The sequence below is a fragment of the Streptomyces sp. NPDC049813 genome, from assembly GCF_044465085.1.
Lineage (GTDB): Bacteria > Actinomycetota > Actinomycetes > Streptomycetales > Streptomycetaceae > Streptomyces.
The window spans coordinates 450971-467241 of the sequence record NZ_JBITLI010000005.1 but is presented as its reverse complement, the minus strand read 5'-3'; the positions used below and the strand labels follow the sequence as shown (position 1 = coordinate 467241).

The window sequence follows — 16271 nt, the reverse complement described above, 5'->3', positions numbered from 1 at the left end:
CTTTCATCGGGCCTTGATGTCGACGATCTGCCAGACGTCGTCGTGGAGCCGGGCGGTGACGGAGAGCTGGGCGGCGGAGGTCGTGGGCTTCTTCGTGCCGCGCCGCGCGGTCTGGTCGAGGAAGACGAGCAGGTGGGCGGTGGAGCCGCGCAGGCTGACCGTGCCGACGCGCACGCTCTGGGTGGTGAGGGTGACGCGCTCGCTGCGCACGTTCTTCTCGACCTGCGCGAAGAGGCGGGTGTACTGCTGCGCGGCCCGGCCCGAGAGCACGGTGCGGGCCGAGCGGGCGGTGGCCTCGGTGCCGCCGGGCGTGTACGAGAACACCTTGGCGAGAGCGCTGCTCACGTCGCCGTTGACGCGGGTCGTGGCCTCGACGTCGGTCAGCGCGTGGTTCCCCGCGGCGGGGTCGGTACGCAGCTCATGGGCCCGGTACAGCAGCGTGCCGCCCGCACCGGCGAGCAGGACGGCCCCGGCGACGACCCCAACGAGCCCCCGCCGCGCCCGCACGAACCTGCGCACGCGGGAGACCACCCCGGGGCGCTCCGTGTCCGCGCCGGGGGCCGTTTCCGATGCCGGGTCAGGGTCCGCGTCCGGGTCCGCGCCCACGTCGGGAGCGGGCGCTGCGCCCGTGGCGGGGGCCGGGTCCGCGCTCGCGACGGGGGCCGGGTCCGCGCTCGCGACGGGGGCCGGGTCCGCGCCCTTGGCGGGGGCCGGGTCCGCGCCCTTGGCGGAGGCCGGGTCCGCGCCCTTGGCGGAGGCCGGGTCCGCGCCCTTGGCGGAGGCCGGGTCCGCGCCCGTGGCGGAGGCCGGGTCCGCGCCCTTGGCGGAGGCCGGGTCCGCGCTCGCGACGGGGGCCGGGTCCGCGCCCTTGGCGAAGGCCGGGTCCGCGCCCTTGGCGAAGGCCGGGTCCGCGCCCTTGGCGGAGGCCAGGTCCGCGCCCTTGGCGGAGGCCGGGTCCGCGCCCTTGGCGGAGGCCGGGCGGGGGCCTGCGGCCGGATCAGGGCCCGCGGCCGGACCGGGATCCGCCGCCGGACCGGGATCCGCCGCCGGGCCAGGTCCCCCAGGCGGACCAGGATCCGCGGCCGTATCGGAAGCCGGGGCTGCCACCCGGGCCGGGGTGACGGGCTCGGTGCGGGCGCCATCATGCGGCTCCTCCCCCGCGGCAGGCGGTACCCGCACGTCCGGAGCCGGGTCCGCGGCCGGGTCGAGGGCCGTCTTCTCCGTCATCCGGACACCTCCGTCACCGGTACCGCGTTGAGCGTCTTGACCTTCCACGTGCCGCCGGCGTCCCGGGTGAGGACCGCCTCCAGACGCTTGCGGTCGGCCGTGGCGGTGCCGCCGCCCTTGGGGGTCGTCTCCACGCGGACCGTCGCGATGAGCTTCGCCGTCCCGGCCCGGTCGTCCAGCGCGGTGAGTGCCGCGTCCGTGACGACACCGCGCGAGGACGCCCCGGAGTCCGGTGCGAGCCGGCCGAGCTGGGTGCGCAGCGGGCCCGAGGTGACGCCCTTCCAGGTGGTGACCCCGGCCCGGGCGTGCGCGGCCGTCGACGCGTCCAGCGTGGTCAGCGTCGCGACCGCCGCGCGCCCGTCGCTGAGCGCCGCGTCCCGGGCCCGGCCGTACGCGAGGTCGTCGTCCCCCCGCGCCTGCGCGTACGACCAGGCCCCGGTCCCGCACAGGGCGAGCGACACGGCGAGCCCCACCCCCGCGAGGGCCCGGCGTATCACGATCCGCTCCCGGTGCGGGAGTCGAGGCCGAGCAGGTCCTGCATGCCGGACGACGGACCGGCCGCGCCGGACTCGGCGACCGAGGGCAGCGACAGCGCCCCGGGCCTGGCCGGCCGGGGCACCGCGCCGCCCCCGGGCGCGTGCGCCGAACCGCGGACGCCGGTCCCGCTGGAGGCCGGTGCCGTGCAGCGGGCGCCGGTGTTGAGGGCGGGCGCCGGGCTCAGGTCCGTACCCAGGCGGTACTGCGTGCCCGTGTACCCGGCGGTGCAGGGCAGCGGTTTGAAGAAGGTGACCGCCATGCCGAGGTTGACCTTCTTTCCGTCGACGGCCGTGGCCCCCGCGGCGACGGCCTGCGGGAGCTTCACGAGGAGTTCCTCGGTGCCGCGCTGCCGGGTCACGGCGACCTCGGAGGTGGTGAGCAGATTGGCGAGGACGACGCCGAGTTCGGGGTTCATGTCCCGCAGCACCCCGCTGAGCTGCGTGGCGGCCTCGGGCGCGGCCATGACCAGGCGGCGCAGGTCCGCGTCGGAGCCCTTGAGGGTGGCCGCCAGTTCCTTCGCGCCGCCGGCGAAGTCCTTGATGGCGGCGCTCTCCTCGGCCTGGGTGCGCAGCACCACCTCGCCGTCGTCGATCAGCCGCGTGGTCTGCGGCAGGGCCCGGTCGGCGGCCTGGACGAAGTCGGAGCCGTTGTCCATGAGGAGCTGGAGGTCCTCGCCGCGCCCTTCGAAGGCCTTGCCGAACTCGTCGACCACGGTGCGCAGCGACTCCAGCGGCACGGACGTCGTCAGGTCGTCGACGCCGGCGAGGACGTCTGTGACCGGCCGCGGCACGCTCGTCGCGGTGCGGTCGATGTGCGCGCCGTCGGCGAGGTAGGGCCCGTCGGTGCGGTCGGGGCGCAGGTCGATGTACTGCTCGCCGACCGCCGACAGGCTCGCGACGACGGCCTTGGCGTCGTCGGGGATGTCCGGCGCGGACTTCTTGATGCGCAAGGAGGCCTCGACGCCGTCCGGGGTGAGGTCGATGGCGCCGACGCGGCCCACTGAAACGCCCCGGTAGGTGACGTCGGAGTGGGTGAACAGGCCGCCGGTGCGCGGGAGTTCGACCTTGACGGTGTAGTAGTCGGCGGCCCCGACGTAGCGGCCGAGGTCGGCGTAGCGGATGCCGAGGAAGGCCAGCACGAGGACGGCGATGACGAGGAAGGCGAGGTTCTTGAGCCGGACCGCGAGAGTGATCACCGGGTGCCTCCGCTCGACGGCAGGGGCAGCGGCGGCGACGGCGTCGCGCCCCGCGCCCCGCTCGGCGCCTGCTTGCGCTCCGGCGCCCGCTCGGTGTTCCCCTTCTGCACGGTCGCCGTCGGGGTCGGGCTCGGCGAGGACGTGTCCTCGGTGAGGGGCGGGATGAGGGTGGTGCCCGGTTCGGCGGTGAGGTCGAGGTAGGCGTTCAGGTAGTCGCCCTTGATGCCGCGCAGCACCTCGTCGGTGAACGGGTAGGTGAGCAGCACCTGGAGCGAGTCGGGCAGGTCCTTGCCGGAGTCGGCGAGCGCCTTGAGGGTGGGGGCGATCGCCTTGAGGTCGGCGACCATGTCGGCCTTCCCGGTGTCGATGGTGTCCACGGCGACCCCTTTGAGCCGGTCCAGGGAGCGCAGCATCGTCATCAGGGAGCCGCGCTGCTTCTCCAGGGTCTTGACGCCGGGCGAGAGGTCGGTGAGCACGGTCCCGACGTCCTCCTTGCGGTGCGCGAGGGTGGCCGACAGGCGGTTGACGCCGTCGAGTGCGGCGGTGATGGAGCCGCGGTGGTCGTCGAGGTCGGTGACGAGGGTGTTGACGCGGCGCAGCGTGGAGCGGACCTCGCTCTCGCGGCCGCCGATGGCCGAGTTGAGTTCCGTGGTGATGGTCTTGAGCTGGTTGACGCCGCCGCCGTTGAGCAGCAGGGACAGGGCGCCGAAGACCTCTTCGACCTCGGAGTTGCGGCCGGTGCGCGACAGCGGGATGCGGGCGCCGTCGCCGAGCGATCCGGTGGCGTCCTTCGGCGCGACGAGCTGGACGTACTTCTCGCCGAGCAGGCTGGACTGTTCGAGCCGGGCGCCGGTGCCGGCCGGCAGCCGCACGTCGCCGTTGACCCGCATCGTCACCCGCGCGGACCAGGTGTCGCCCTTGTTGAGGGCGATGTCGGTGACGCGGCCCACGGCGACGTCGTTCACCTTGACCGCGGACTGCGGGACGAGGCTCAGGACGTCCCGCATGTCGGCGGTGACCGTGTACGGGTGGGAGCCGAGGTCGGCGCCGCCGGGCAGCGGCAGGTCGGCGACGCCGCCGAAGGTGGGCGTGGGCACGGAGATGACGCCGAGGGTCAGCAGGAACGCCGTGGTGACGGTGAGCGCGCCGACGGTCACCACGCCGGTGCGGACCTTCGTCCGCCGGGAGGCCGCCATCACTGCTCACCGCCGACCGCGGGCAGCGGGAGCAGCGGGCCGCCCATGCTGATCTCGTTGAGGTTCGCCCGGCCCGACAGGGTGCGGGACTTGGGATCGTAGGCGTTCACGACGTTCCCGGCAGCGAGCGGTGCGACGTCCAGCGCCTCGGCGAGGGAGGCGCGCTGGTCGACGAGGGTCTGGGTGAGGGGCACGAGCCGCTCCACGTTCTTCTTCAGCTCGCCCCGGTTGTCCCTGATGAAGGTCTTGACCTGGCCGAGGGCGGCGCCGAGTTCCTTCAGGGCGCCCGCGAGGTCGTCCTTGTTGTCGGCGAAGTAGCCGGTGACGTCGGCGAGGTTCTCCTGGGCGGTGCGCACCCCGCCGTCCTTCTCCTTCAGCATCGTGGTGAAGGACTGGAGCTGGGCGAGGGTGGTGAACAGGTCGTCGCTGCTGCCGTTCAGGGTCTTGGCGGCCTTGCCGAACTGCTCGATGGTGTCGCCCATCGCGCCCCCGTTGCCCTTGAGGTTCTTCGCGCCGGTGTCCAGCAGTGCGGACAGGGCGCCCTCGGCGTTGGCGCCGCCGGGTCCGAGCGCCTTGCTCAGCTCGGTGACGCTGTCGTAGAGCTGGTCGATCTCGACGGGGGTGCGGTTGCGGGACGCGGGCAGCGTCGCCCCGTCGTGCAGGGCGGGCCCGTCGGTGTAGGCGGGGGTGAGCTGCACGTACCGGTCGGCGACGACGCTGGGGGCGACGGCGACGGCGCGCGCGTCGGCGGGCACCTTCACCCCGTCGTCGATGCCGAGGGTGACCTTGACCCGGGTGCCCTCGGGCCGCACGGACTCCACCCTGCCGACCTTCACGCCGAGGACGCGCAGGTCGGACCCGGCGTAGATGCCGACGGCCCGGTCGAAGTAGGCGGTCACGCGGGTGCCTTCGGAGCCCGCGGCCCGGACCCCGACGATCCCGGCGGCGATCAGCAGGGCGAGCGCGAGCCCGCCGACGAGCAGCTTCCTGCGTGCGGTCATCGTCCCCATGTCAGCCACCGGCCTTCACGTCGTACGTCCCGTTCTTCGGCGGCATGCAGGAGGTCTTGGGCAGCGAGGAGGCGGGCAGGTAGTTCCGTGGCACGACGCCGCACAGGTAGCTGTCGAACCAGCGGCCGTTGCCGAGGGTGTTGCCGATGAGCCGGTAGTAGGGGCCGACGAGGGCGAGGGTCTTGTCGAGCTTGCCCTGGTTCTTCTCCAGGACGTCGGTGACCCGGCCGAGCGCCTTCAGGGTCGGCTCCAGCTGCGTCTCGTTGTCGTCGACGAGCCCGCCGAGTTCACGGCCGAGCGCCTCGCTGCCGCTGAGCAGCGCCTTGATGGCCGTGCGCCGCTTCTTCAGTTCGCCGAGGAGCGAACCGCCGTCGTCGATGAGCGTCTCGAAGCTCGACTTCTTGGTCTGGAGCGTCTTGGTCAGCTTCTTGCTGCCCGCGAGGAGCCTGGCGAGTTCCGTGTCGCGCGTGGACACGGTCTTGGACAGTGCGGACAGGCCCTTCACGGCCGCCTTCACGTCGGGCGGCGAGTCCTTGAAGGTCTCGGAGATCGTCTCGAAGCTCGCGGCGAGCTGCTTGGTGTCGATCTCGTCGATGGTGCCGCTGAGGTCCTCGAAGGCCTCGGTGACGTCGTAGGGGGAGGTGGTGCGGGAGAGCGGGATGCGGTTGTCCGGGTTCTGCCGCTCGCCGCCGACCGGATCGAGGGCGACGTACTTCTCGCCGAGCAGCGTCTTGATGGCGATGGCGGCGGTGGTGCGGTCGCCGATCCAGGTGCTGTCGTCCTCGATCTCGAAGGAGACCTTCACCTTGTTCCCGTCGAGCGCGACGCCGGTGACGGTGCCGACCTTGACGCCGGCGATCCGTACCTCGTCGTCGTCGCCGAGCCCGGCGGCCTCGCTGAAGTCGGCGGTGTAGGTGGTGCCGCCGCCGACGAGGGGCAGGCTGCTCGCGTTCATCGCGGCGAGCCCGATCAGCGCGAGCACCACCAGGCCGACGACGGCGACGGCGACGGGGTTGCGCTCCCTGACGGGCTTGAGCCGGGGCCGCCGCTGGGCCTGGGTCCGCATCACTGGCACCTCGCTTCGGTGACGGCGATGCCGGTCGGCGGCTTCGACCCGTCGGACATTTTCACGCCGCCGACCTTCGCCTCGCAGAGGTAGAGGTTGAACCAGGACCCGTACGAGGAGAGGCGGGACAGGGCGGTCAGCTTGGCGGGGGTCTTGTCGAGGAAGTTCTCGATCTGCGGGATGCCGTCGCCGAGCGAGGTGGAGAGCCGGCCCAGCTGGTGGATGTCGTCCTTCAGCGGGGTGCGGGCGTCCTGGAGGAACCCGGCGGTGACCGTGGTCAGCTCCCCCATCGCCTCGACGGCGTCGCCGAGCGGTTTGCGGTCCTCGTTGAAGCCGGTGACCAGTTCCTGGAGGGTGGTGACGAGGTCGTCGAACTGGGCCTCGCGGTCGTTGATGGTCGTCAGGACGTCGGTCAGGTTGCCGACGACCTCGCCGATCACCTTGTCCTTGGCGGCGACGGTCGTCGACAGCGAGCCGACGTGCTCGATGAGGCTGTCGACGGTGCCGCCCTCGCCCTGGAGCACCTTCACGATGGACCCGGCGAGGTCGTTGACGTCGTGCGGCGACAGTCCTTCGAAGAGCGGCTTGAACCCGTTGAACAGGAGGGTCAGGTCGAGGGCGGGGGTGGTGCGGCGCAGCGGGATGGTGTCGCCGTCCGCCAGCGTCGACGTGCCGCCGCCGGTGCCGCGCTCCAGGGAGACGTACCGCTGGCCGACCATGTTGAGGTACTTCACGGCGGCGGTGGTGGTGCCCGGCAGCTTCCGGTCGTCGGCGACGGTGAAGGTGACCTGGGCGGTGCGCCGGTCGACGACGCGCACGTCCGTCACCTCGCCGACCTTGACGCCGGAGATCCGTACGCCGTCGCCGTCGACGAGCCCGGTGACGTCGGTGAACAGCGCCTTGTACGTGGTGGCGTCGGTGCCCACCCCGGTGTTGGCGATGCTCAGGCCGAGCACGGTGGTGGCCAGCGCGGTGACGACGACGAAGACGAGGGACTTCACCAGCGGTCCGGCCAGGGACTTGCGCTTGATGTGCGCGAACTGGGCGAACTCAGCTTGTCGCGGGCTCACTTGAGCTTCACCTCGGTTCCCCGGTAGACGGGGCCTGCGAGCAGGCTCGACCAGTCGGGCAGGTCGTCGGGCGAGGCCTTGGCGCCGGGCGCGATCAGCTCGTTCACCAGGTCGTTCTCCTGCGGCGAGTTGGCGGGCCCGAGCTCCTGCCCGGCGGAGGCGGTGGCGGTGACGGGCGCCTTGGCGGTGCCCGCGCCGAGGTAGGGCACCGGGTAGCAGTGCGGGCCGCCGCCCGCGGTGTACGCGGGAGTGTCGGTCCCCGGGGTGTAGCTCCCCCGCGAGGGCATGGTGGTGACGTCGACGTGCAGTCCCGGCTGGTCCGTCCCCTTGCCGAGCGCCTTGTCCATGCGCGGCACGAAGTCGGCGAGGGTGCGCAGGGTGCAGGGGAAGGACGAGGAGTACTTCGCGAGCAGCTGGAGGGTGGGCCGGGAGGTGGCGGAGAGCCGGATGATGTTGTCCTTGTTGGCCCGCAGGAAGGCGTCCAGGTCCTCGGCGGCCCGGGTGGTGCCGCCGTAGGCGGCGGCGAGGTCGCTCTCCTTCTCGGCGAGCGTGCCGCTGGTGGTGGTGAAGTCGGTGAGCGCGTCGATGATGCCGGGTGCGGCGTCGGCGTAGACGTGGCTGACCTCGACCAGCTGCTTCAGATCCTCGTTCAGGGTCGGCAGGTTCGGGTTGAACTTGCGCAGGTGGGCGTCGAGTTGGGTGAGCGTGTCGCCGAGCTGGCTGCCGCGGCCCTCCAGCGCCTGCGAGACGGCGGACAGGGTCGCCGACAGTTTCTGCGGCTGGACGGCGGTCAGCATCGGCAGGACGTCGTCGAGGACCTGCTGGAGTTCGACGGCGTTGGCGGAACGGTCCTGCGGGATGGTGGCCCCGGCCGGCAGGGTCCGCGCGCTGGGCTCGCTCGGCGGCACCAGGGCGACGTAGCGCTCGCCGAAGAGGGTCGTCGGCAGCATCTGGGCGCGGACGTCGTCGGGGATCGAGTCGAGGGCGCCGGGTTCCAGGGCGAGGGTGAGGCGGGCGCCGGTGGGCGTGGCGTCGATGTCGCGCACCTCGCCGAGGACGACGCCGCGCAGCTTCACCTCGGCGCCGAGGTGCATCTCGTTGCCGACGCTGCCGGTCTCGACGACGATGTCGTCGGAGGCGACGAAGTCCTTGTTGTAGACGGCGACGGCGAGCCAGATGAGCAGGGCGGGCACGACGAGGAAGACGACGCCCGCGAGCCTGCGGCGGAGGGTGTCCGTCCTGGTCGTGCTGGTCGTGCTGGTCGTGGTCACCCCGCCACCTTCACGGTCGTGGTCGCGCCCCACAGGGCCAGCGACAGGAAGAAGTCCGTGACGGAGATCAGCACGATCGCGTTGCGCACGGACCGGCCCACGGCGATGCCGACACCGGCGGGGCCGCCGCTGGCGCGGTACCCGTAGTAGCAGTGCGCGACGATCACCATGACGCTGAAGATGAGCACTTTCAGGACCGACAGCAGGACGTCCGTCGGGGACAGGAACAGGTTGAAGTAGTGGTCGTACGTGCCTTGCGACTGGCCGTTGAAGACGACGGTCACCAGGCGCGAGGCGACGTAGGAGGAGAGCAGCCCGATCGCGTAGAGCGGGATGATGGCGACGACGCCGGCGATGATGCGGGTGGTGACGAGGTACGGCATCGACCGCACGCCCATGCCTTCCAGCGCGTCGACCTCTTCGTTGATGCGCATGGCGCCGAGCTGGGCGGTGAAGCCGGCGCCGACGGTGGCGGAGAGGGCGAGGCCCGCGACCAGCGGCGCGATCTCGCGGGTGTTGAAGTAGGCGGAGACGAAGCCGGTGAAGGCGGCGGTGCCGATCTGGTCGAGGGCGGCGTAGCCCTGGAGGCCGACGACGGTGCCGGTGGCGGCGGTCATCGCGATCATCACGCCGATGGTGCCGCCGATGACGCCGAGGCCGCCGGAGCCGAAGGCGACCTCGGCGAGGAGGCGCTGCACCTCTTTGGTGTACCGGACCAGTGTGCGCGGAATCCACAGCAACGCACGTATGTAGAAGAGGAGTTGGTCGCCGCCGCGGTCGAGACGTTCGAGGGGGGAGGTCATGACGGATTCAGCCTCCCTTCGGCGGAACGATCTGGAGGTAGATGCCGGTCATCACCATGTTCACGAAGAACAGCAGGATGAAGGTGATGACGACGGACTGGTTGACGGCGTCGCCCACGCCCTTGGGGCCGCCGCGCGGGTTGAGTCCGCGGTAGGCGGCGACGATCCCGGCGATGAAGCCGAAGATGACGGCTTTCAGCTCGCTGATGTAGAGGTCGGGGAGCTGGGCGAGCGCGGAGAAGCTCTGCAAGTAGGCGCCGGGGGTGCCGTGTTGCAGGATGACGTTGAAGAAGTAGCCGCCGAGGGTGCCGACGACGGAGACCATGCCGTTCAGCAGGAGCGCGACCGTCATGGTGGCGAGTACGCGCGGCACGACGAGGCGCTGCACGGGCGAGACGCCCATGACGGTCATCGCGTCCAGCTCCTCGCGGATCTTGCGCGAGCCGAGGTCGGCGCAGATGGCGGAGCCGCCCGCGCCCGCGATGAGCAGGGCGACGATGAGGGGGCTCGCCTGCTGGATGACGGCCAGGACGCTGGCGCCGCCGGTGAAGGACTGGGCGCCGAGCTGCTGGGTCAGTGACCCGACCTGGAGCGCGATGACGGCTCCGAACGGGATCGACACGAGGGCCGCCGGCAGGATGGTGACACTCGCGATGAACCAGAACTGCTCGACGAACTCCCGGAACTGGAACGGCCGCCGGAACGTCTCCCGCGCCACCTCGATCCCGAGCGCGAACAACTTCCCGGTCTGCCGGAGGGGCCCGAGGAGCGGATTCGGAGTACGGGGCGCTCCGCGTCGTCCCTTGACGTCGGTGACGGGGGGTGCCTGGGGCGCGGGGCCCGGAACTTTGTTGTCGACGCTCATACGGTCACCGCCGGCTGACACCCAGCCCCGGGGCTCCGCCCCGGCCCCCGCTCCTCAATCGCCGGAGGGGCTTGAAAGGCCGACATCGCCAGCCGGGGCACACCCCCCAGGGGCGCGGGGAACTGCGCGACCAACCACGACGCACCCGCGGACGAACAACGACGGCGAGTCACCCCGCACCCCCGACCCGCGGCATCACCACAGTCGGCTCAGCCCCGGCGGAGCCATACGTGGCCCGGATCGCCGCAGCCGCCGACGGCGGCAACGTGTCCAACATCCCCAGCACCCGCGCCCGCCGCCGCGCGACAGCGGCCCGCTCCCCCAAACCCGGCGAGGGCTGAAGCTGCGGCACAAGCGCCCGCGGCTCCACCACCCCCGCCCCGCCGGAGGCCTCCGCGGCCAGCGTCGCCGCGTCCTTCTCCTCCGACATCCCGATCGGCCCCGCCTTGCTGGCGGTCAGGAACTGCGCCACGACCGGCTCCCGGCTGGTCAGCAGCACCTCCCGCGGCCCGAACGTCACGAGCTGACGCCGGAAGAGCATCCCCATGTTGTCCGGCACGGTCGCCGCGATGTCGAGGTTGTGGGTGACGATGAGCATCGTCGCGTCGATCTTGGTGTTCAGGTCGATGAGCAGCTGGGAGATGAACGCGGTGCGGACCGGGTCGAGCCCGGAGTCGGGTTCGTCGCAGAGGATGATCTGCGGGTCCAGCACGAGGGCCCGCGCGAGCCCCGCCCGCTTGCGCATGCCGCCGCTGATCTCGCCGGGCAACTTCCCCTCGGCGCCCAGGAGTCCGACGACCTCGATCCGCTCCATGACGATGCGGCGGATCTCCGATTCCTTCTTCTTGGTGTGCTCGCGCAGCGGGAAGGCGATGTTGTCGAAGAGGTTCATCGACCCGAACATGGCGCCGTCCTGGAACATCAGCCCGAACAGCTTGCGGGCCTCCATGATGTCCCGCTCGGGGCTGCGCGCCATGTCGACGCCGTTCACGAGGACGCGGCCGCGCTCGGGCTTGAGCAGACCGATCAGCGACTTCAGGAAGACGGTCTTGCCGGTACCGGAGGGGCCGAGCATGACGCTCACCTCGCCGGCGGGCAGGGTGAGACTGACGTCCTGCCAGATCTGCTGCTTGCCGAAGGACTTGGTGAGCCCTTCGACCTTCACTTCGATTCCCATCGCTTCTCACCTTCAGCGAGCGAACTCGGCAGCGCACGGTAATTCGCTTCATACGCGCCGGACAAGATCCCGGAGCGGCCGCCCCGAATCTTTCTCGAAACTTGTCATCCGGTGACAAGAGACCCGTTCTCTCCTGTCGGCGGATGAGTAAGAATCACGGAGCCCTGCGGGGCTCTGACAGTTCGTGGCGGGGTCCCGTCCCGCCGGGGGTACGACGAGAGACCGGGACCCCGCCACGGAGGCGACGACCGGAAAGGAGGATTCCGGTCGGCCTTCATACGACCCCTGATCGACTGGGGACGCCAACCAGGAGCGAAGTACTTTTTGGAGACGTTACGGCCGAGTAACCTGCGCTCGCAATAGCGGTTGAGAATTTTCGCGCCGGTCCGAGAAGGGCGCCCGGTTTTTTGTCACCGGGTTATAAGGGGGGTCAGGCGGGTGGGGTGATGGTTTGTCGGGGGGTGAGGGTGTAGGTCGCCTTGATCGTGAGGACGTCTCCGGGCGTGACGAGTCCGAGGCAGGACGCGCCGGCACCGGCCACGAGCCGGCCCGCGGGGGCGCCGTTGAGACCGGTACTCAGTCGCCCGGTGGTGTTGTCGTACTGGCCGTATACGGTTCCGGTCCACGTCGCGTGGCAGCCGGTCGCGGACCAGTTGAACGTCACTCCACTGATGGACAGGTCGATCTTCGAGGGGTCGGCTGCGTTGCGTTGCAGCAGATTGACCTTCCAGGGAGTGGGACCGGCGCTATAGGTGAACGGGATGCCCGCGATGGCGCAGCCGGTGTAGGACTTCGGCGCGAGGGTCCCGGCGGCAAGGCCGTCCGCATCCATGGCCGCCAGAGATCCGGTGACGGTGGACGAAGTGCAGTTGAACACCATGGAGTTCCAGGCGAACACCGGGTTGGCGCCGGCCCCGGTGTAGTTCCCGCCCGGGCTGACCGTCCACACCCCACTCCCCGTGGCGGACGCCGACGTCCCCGACACCCCCAGCGCGGCGACGAGCGCGACCCCGCTCATCACCGCCCTGCGCAGCGATAACCACATCACTTGACCGCCGAGTGCCAGTACTGGGAGAAGACCTTGCCCTGGTTCGGGGCGGCGGCGCCCGGGTCGTTCAGGGTGCCGAAGTAGGTCTGGGTGTTGTTGAGCTTGAGGCTGTTCACGCCCGAGGCGGCCGGGAGGCCGGACTTGAGGTTGACCGCCCAGTTGAAGGCGCCGAGCCCCAGGGGACCACAGCCGCTCGCACCCGGTGCCGCGAAGGTGAGGTCTTGCTGGGTCGAGCCGGTCATCACGAGCCGGCCGAACGTCCCGTCATCGGCGGGCGTGCCGTTGGAGGTGGCGCTGTCCTGGGCGATGTTCGGCGCCGCCGCGTTCCCCGGGCGCAGGACGACCGGCGCGGACTTGGTGCCGATGTAGCAGTTGCCGCCGATGAGCGGGTTGCTGAGGTGGATGCGGACCGGGATCGAGATGATCGGCACGCCCTCGGAGACCCCGGCGAGCAGTTGGAAGTCGGAGGGGGTGCCCACCGATTCGACGGTCGCCACGATCCGGTTGAGCGTGCTGTTGGTGATCTGCCCGCAGACGGCGCTGACGACGGGCACGGAGCTGGGACACATCAGCCCCAGCAGGCCGCCGGGCAGGTCGGCGGGAGCGGCGACGAGTGCCCCGTCCGACGGGGCGACCACCGAGTTGGTGCCGTCGGCATGGGTGATGATGCCCACCTGAAGGTCGGTCTTCCCCGTCGGGACGACCGAGCTGCCGATCTTGATGACACCGCTGGCCGAGCTGGAGGAGACGCACGTCGCCTGGTCGTCGATGCCGTCGGCGCCCAGCATGGCGGCGTTGTCGACCGGGCAGCGGTTGAACGGCGCCCAGTTTCCGTTCAACTGGGTGCCGGCCGCGCTGGAGGTGCCGATGGAGGCGATCGTCGCCAGGGCCGCCGTCGCGCCGAGGACGGACATACGTCTGAGAGTGGCCATGCCGGTTTCCCTTCTCGTAGGGGAATGCGAGCCCGGACGTTACTCACGGGAAACCTTTCGCACAATGGCCTTGCTGACAGTTCTTCCACTACTCGCGGGTTTATCTGCAAGTGAGCATGCGGGAGATCCGGTTACTCATCATGTGAGTGTTCTCCGCGGCAGGACGAAAATTCGTCACTCGACGACAAGGAAAGTCACGCGACCTGTATCCGGAGCGACAAGAAAAACTGCGCATTCCGGTCCGCCCGAGGAACCTGGCGCATTCCCATTGCGGCTTCTGGTTACCAGCTCGTAACGTCCGTCTCGAAGGCGACGAAGGTTGGCCCCCGGGCCGGCCCCCCGGGGTTGCCTGACGGTGCGACACGGTCGCGTCACCGGCCAACGGTCACGCTCCCTCTCCATTCACCCTCGTTCACATCGGAGGAATCACTGTGCGCAGATTCGCCCGTAACACCGCCATCGCCACTGCCGCGCTCGCCTCGGCCCTCGGCCTCTCGATCTCCTCGGCCTCGGCCGGGGCGCTGGCCACCTACACGGTCACGCCCGGCGGGACGTACACGGCCAACGCCACCAGCCCGAAGCTGAAGGTCGGCAACACCACGCTGACCTGTTCCACGTCGCAGGCCAAGGGCAAGCTGAAGTCCGGCTCCGGCCTGGCCGGCGCGCAGATCGGCACCATCACCAGCCTGACGTTCAGCGGCTGCAACGTCGCCGGCATCGCGTTCACGGTCACCACCACCGCGACGGCCACCACGCCCTTCTACATCAACGCCACGGGCACGACGGCCAATCACATCGAGGGCAACATCAGCGGCATCAACGCCTCGATCAGCGGCACCGGCTGCCACGCGACCTTCGTGGGCACCACGACCGGCTACTACGAGAACACCTCGAACTCCCTGAACACCATCGGCGGCGGCACCCTCGCCGCGCAGTCGGGCGCCAGCTGCCTGGGCCTGATCACCGGCGGCGCGCACGCCGACTTCACGTCGAAGTACGTGCTGACCACCACGAACACGATCACCTCCCCGTGATCGCGTAGCACCGCCCAGCCCGCCGCCGAGCCCCCACTCGGCGGCGGGCGTGCACGCGTTTGCGGGGACGGAGCCCGCACCGGGCGAAGGAACACGACTTCAGGAGGCAAGGACCGGATGAGAGCGATCGGGAAGCGGGCCGGACTTCGTGCACGGCGCTCGGTGCGGGTGGCGTCGGTCGCCTCGGCCGCGCTGGTCGCCGGGCTGCTGTCCGGTTCTGGTTCACAAGCCGACCAACAACCGCCCTCCTCGGTCAAGTTGGCGTACGAGTGCACCTTGCCTCCGGCCGCGGGCGCCGACGGCACGGCGACCGCGAAGCCGACGGCGACGGCGACGGCGACGGCGACGGCGACGAAGCTGGACGCCACGGTGACGGTGTCCACCCAGTTGCCGGTGACTGCCACGACGGGGCAGCCGATCCAGGCGGGCCCCGTCGAGGTGGAGGCCCGGCTGCCCCGCGCCGAACTGGCCGAACTGCTGCCCGCCGGAGGCGATCTGACGAGCCAGGCGTCCCTCGGCGTAGAGGTACGACAGAACGAGCAGAAGGCGAACGCGACATGGTCCGGCCTGAGCGCGCGGGCCACCATGCCCGCGGAGGGCCCGGATCTGGTCCTGACGCACACGGGCGACGTTCCCACCGTCACCGTCGACGCGGCGGGTGACATCGAGCTGCTCGCACGCGATCTGATGCTGACGGTGTCCCCGGCGACCGGCAGTCCCGTCAGCGCGATGTGCTCACCGGCCGGGGACACCGATCCGCTGCTGGCCCGGGTCGCCGTGCCCGCGGGCCCGGAGCCGGAACCGGGCGGTTCATCGCCGTCGGGAACACCGTCCGATCAGCAACAGGAGGACTCCCCCGGCGGCGTCACCGTCACACCGAAGGACGAGCCGAAGGCGGCGGCCACCACCTGCGGGCCACGGCCGACGGGTGTGCCGGACACCAGTCAGGCGCCGCTCCCCGCGGGTGAGCCCGTCGAGTACCCCGGCGAGCCCATCACAGCCTGCGCCTACGCTGCGGGGCTGGCCACCGTCCGCAAGCAGGACGGATCGATGATCGTCAACGCTCCCTCGAAGTCGCCCGCTCTGATGGACGTCTCCGCCGGCGTGCAGGCCGCCAGCTACTACGACGAGGCAACGGACGCGGTCTACCTTCGCATCGACTCCATCGGCAAGCTCACGCTCCCCGACGCCGAATCGACCTTCCTCGGCTTCGGCTTCGTTCCCGTGTCCGCGAAGGTGGCGTTCGAGAACGGCCCGATCACCATATCCACCGGCAGCATGGCCATGCCGAACGGTCCGTTCGCCGTGGTGACGTTCCACCAGAGGCTTCACATCCGCTCCGTGCGGGTGAACGGCACCACCCTGCCGGTCGGCGCCAACTGCCGCACCGAGAAGCCCTTCCGCGTCACGCTGCGCGGAAAGTTCGGGGAAGACGGCTCCGGCTACGTCAACGTCTTCGCCGGCGGCCTGCTCACCGGCAAGGTCACGATCCCCGCCTTCACCGGTTGCGGCACCGGCGGCGAGAACCTCAACCCCCTCTTCACCGCGTCCATCAGCGGCCCGGACAACCTCATCTCGATGAATCAGGCCCCGACCTGCGCGCTCGATCCCGCGGGCGCGTTCGGCTGCCCCCCTGTCCTGCCCACCCTCCCCCCGTTCAAATTGCCCTGACCGGCACCTACACGGCCCATCACTTCTCGGCCACATCTCCCACCCGGTGATCGATCCCTGCGCAACTGATGTACAACACACAGTAGTTGTTCTAACTTCATAGGCCCCATTGGTACGCACCTGGCGGGCGGGACAGCGCACCCTGCGTCGCCCGCCCGGCCCCCACCCG

At 70.7% G+C, this 16271-nt stretch carries 15 protein-coding genes; 2 read left to right on the top strand and 13 right to left on the bottom strand.

Annotated elements, in window-relative coordinates; translation table 11 throughout:
- Positions 1 to 3 precede the first annotated feature (3 nt).
- From ACIBW6_RS14760 to ACIBW6_RS14700, 13 genes are all read right to left on the bottom strand, one after another.
- Positions 4 to 1227 carry a hypothetical protein gene (locus ACIBW6_RS14760; protein ID WP_399059658.1) on the bottom strand — a complete coding sequence of 408 codons (1224 nt, stop codon included), beginning with the start codon at positions 1225 to 1227 and terminating at the stop codon, positions 4 to 6.
- The gene (locus ACIBW6_RS14755; protein ID WP_399059711.1) at positions 1224 to 1721 is read right to left on the bottom strand and encodes a hypothetical protein; all 498 of its coding nucleotides are present in this window, start codon (positions 1719 to 1721) and stop codon (positions 1224 to 1226) included. The genes ACIBW6_RS14760 and ACIBW6_RS14755 overlap by 4 nt, the downstream gene beginning before the upstream one ends.
- Positions 1721 to 2959, bottom strand: a complete 1239-nt coding sequence (locus ACIBW6_RS14750) for an MCE family protein (protein ID WP_399059657.1) — start codon at positions 2957 to 2959, stop codon at positions 1721 to 1723. The genes ACIBW6_RS14755 and ACIBW6_RS14750 overlap by 1 nt, the downstream gene beginning before the upstream one ends.
- Positions 2956 to 4155: an MCE family protein gene (locus ACIBW6_RS14745; protein ID WP_399059656.1), complete on the bottom strand. Its 1200-nt coding sequence runs from the start codon at positions 4153 to 4155 to the stop codon at positions 2956 to 2958. Before ACIBW6_RS14745 ends, ACIBW6_RS14750 begins: the two co-directional genes overlap by 4 nt.
- Positions 4155 to 5156, bottom strand: coding sequence for an MCE family protein (locus ACIBW6_RS14740; RefSeq protein ID WP_399059655.1), 1002 nt, complete (start codon positions 5154 to 5156; stop codon positions 4155 to 4157). The genes ACIBW6_RS14745 and ACIBW6_RS14740 overlap by 1 nt, the downstream gene beginning before the upstream one ends.
- Positions 5157 to 5166: 10 nt before the next feature.
- Positions 5167 to 6231: an MCE family protein gene (locus ACIBW6_RS14735; protein WP_399059654.1), complete on the bottom strand. Its 1065-nt coding sequence runs from the start codon at positions 6229 to 6231 to the stop codon at positions 5167 to 5169.
- Positions 6231 to 7301 carry an MCE family protein gene (locus ACIBW6_RS14730; RefSeq protein ID WP_399059653.1) on the bottom strand — a complete coding sequence of 357 codons (1071 nt, stop codon included), beginning with the start codon at positions 7299 to 7301 and terminating at the stop codon, positions 6231 to 6233. Before ACIBW6_RS14730 ends, ACIBW6_RS14735 begins: the two co-directional genes overlap by 1 nt.
- Entirely contained in the window at positions 7298 to 8572 is a 1275-nt protein-coding gene (locus ACIBW6_RS14725; RefSeq protein ID WP_399059652.1) for an MCE family protein, read from the bottom strand. The genes ACIBW6_RS14730 and ACIBW6_RS14725 overlap by 4 nt, the downstream gene beginning before the upstream one ends.
- Positions 8569 to 9375, bottom strand: coding sequence for an MlaE family ABC transporter permease (locus ACIBW6_RS14720; RefSeq protein ID WP_399059651.1), 807 nt, complete (start codon positions 9373 to 9375; stop codon positions 8569 to 8571). Before ACIBW6_RS14720 ends, ACIBW6_RS14725 begins: the two co-directional genes overlap by 4 nt.
- A 7-nt stretch (positions 9376 to 9382) precedes the next feature.
- Positions 9383 to 10240 (bottom strand): MlaE family ABC transporter permease, encoded by an 858-nt coding sequence (locus ACIBW6_RS14715; protein ID WP_399059650.1) that lies wholly within the window; start codon positions 10238 to 10240, stop codon positions 9383 to 9385.
- 169 nt (positions 10241 to 10409) lie between these two features.
- The gene (locus tag ACIBW6_RS14710; protein ID WP_399059649.1) at positions 10410 to 11417 is read right to left on the bottom strand and encodes an ABC transporter ATP-binding protein; all 1008 of its coding nucleotides are present in this window, start codon (positions 11415 to 11417) and stop codon (positions 10410 to 10412) included.
- A gap of 430 nt (positions 11418 to 11847) precedes the next feature.
- Positions 11848 to 12435 carry a hypothetical protein gene (locus ACIBW6_RS14705; RefSeq protein ID WP_399059648.1) on the bottom strand — a complete coding sequence of 196 codons (588 nt, stop codon included), beginning with the start codon at positions 12433 to 12435 and terminating at the stop codon, positions 11848 to 11850.
- Between the two features lie 26 nt (positions 12436 to 12461).
- Positions 12462 to 13397 carry a hypothetical protein gene (locus ACIBW6_RS14700; RefSeq protein ID WP_399059647.1) on the bottom strand — a complete coding sequence of 312 codons (936 nt, stop codon included), beginning with the start codon at positions 13395 to 13397 and terminating at the stop codon, positions 12462 to 12464.
- A gap of 431 nt (positions 13398 to 13828) precedes the next feature.
- Here ACIBW6_RS14700 and ACIBW6_RS14695 point away from each other — a divergent pair, with 431 nt between their 5' ends.
- Both ACIBW6_RS14695 and ACIBW6_RS14690 read left to right on the top strand, forming a co-directional pair.
- Positions 13829 to 14431 carry a hypothetical protein gene (locus ACIBW6_RS14695; protein WP_399059645.1) on the top strand — a complete coding sequence of 201 codons (603 nt, stop codon included), beginning with the start codon at positions 13829 to 13831 and terminating at the stop codon, positions 14429 to 14431.
- 117 nt (positions 14432 to 14548) lie between these two features.
- A complete protein-coding gene (locus tag ACIBW6_RS14690) occupies positions 14549 to 16102 on the top strand; it encodes a DUF6801 domain-containing protein (RefSeq protein WP_399059644.1) in 1554 nt (517 codons plus the stop codon).
- Positions 16103 to 16271 lie beyond the last annotated feature (169 nt).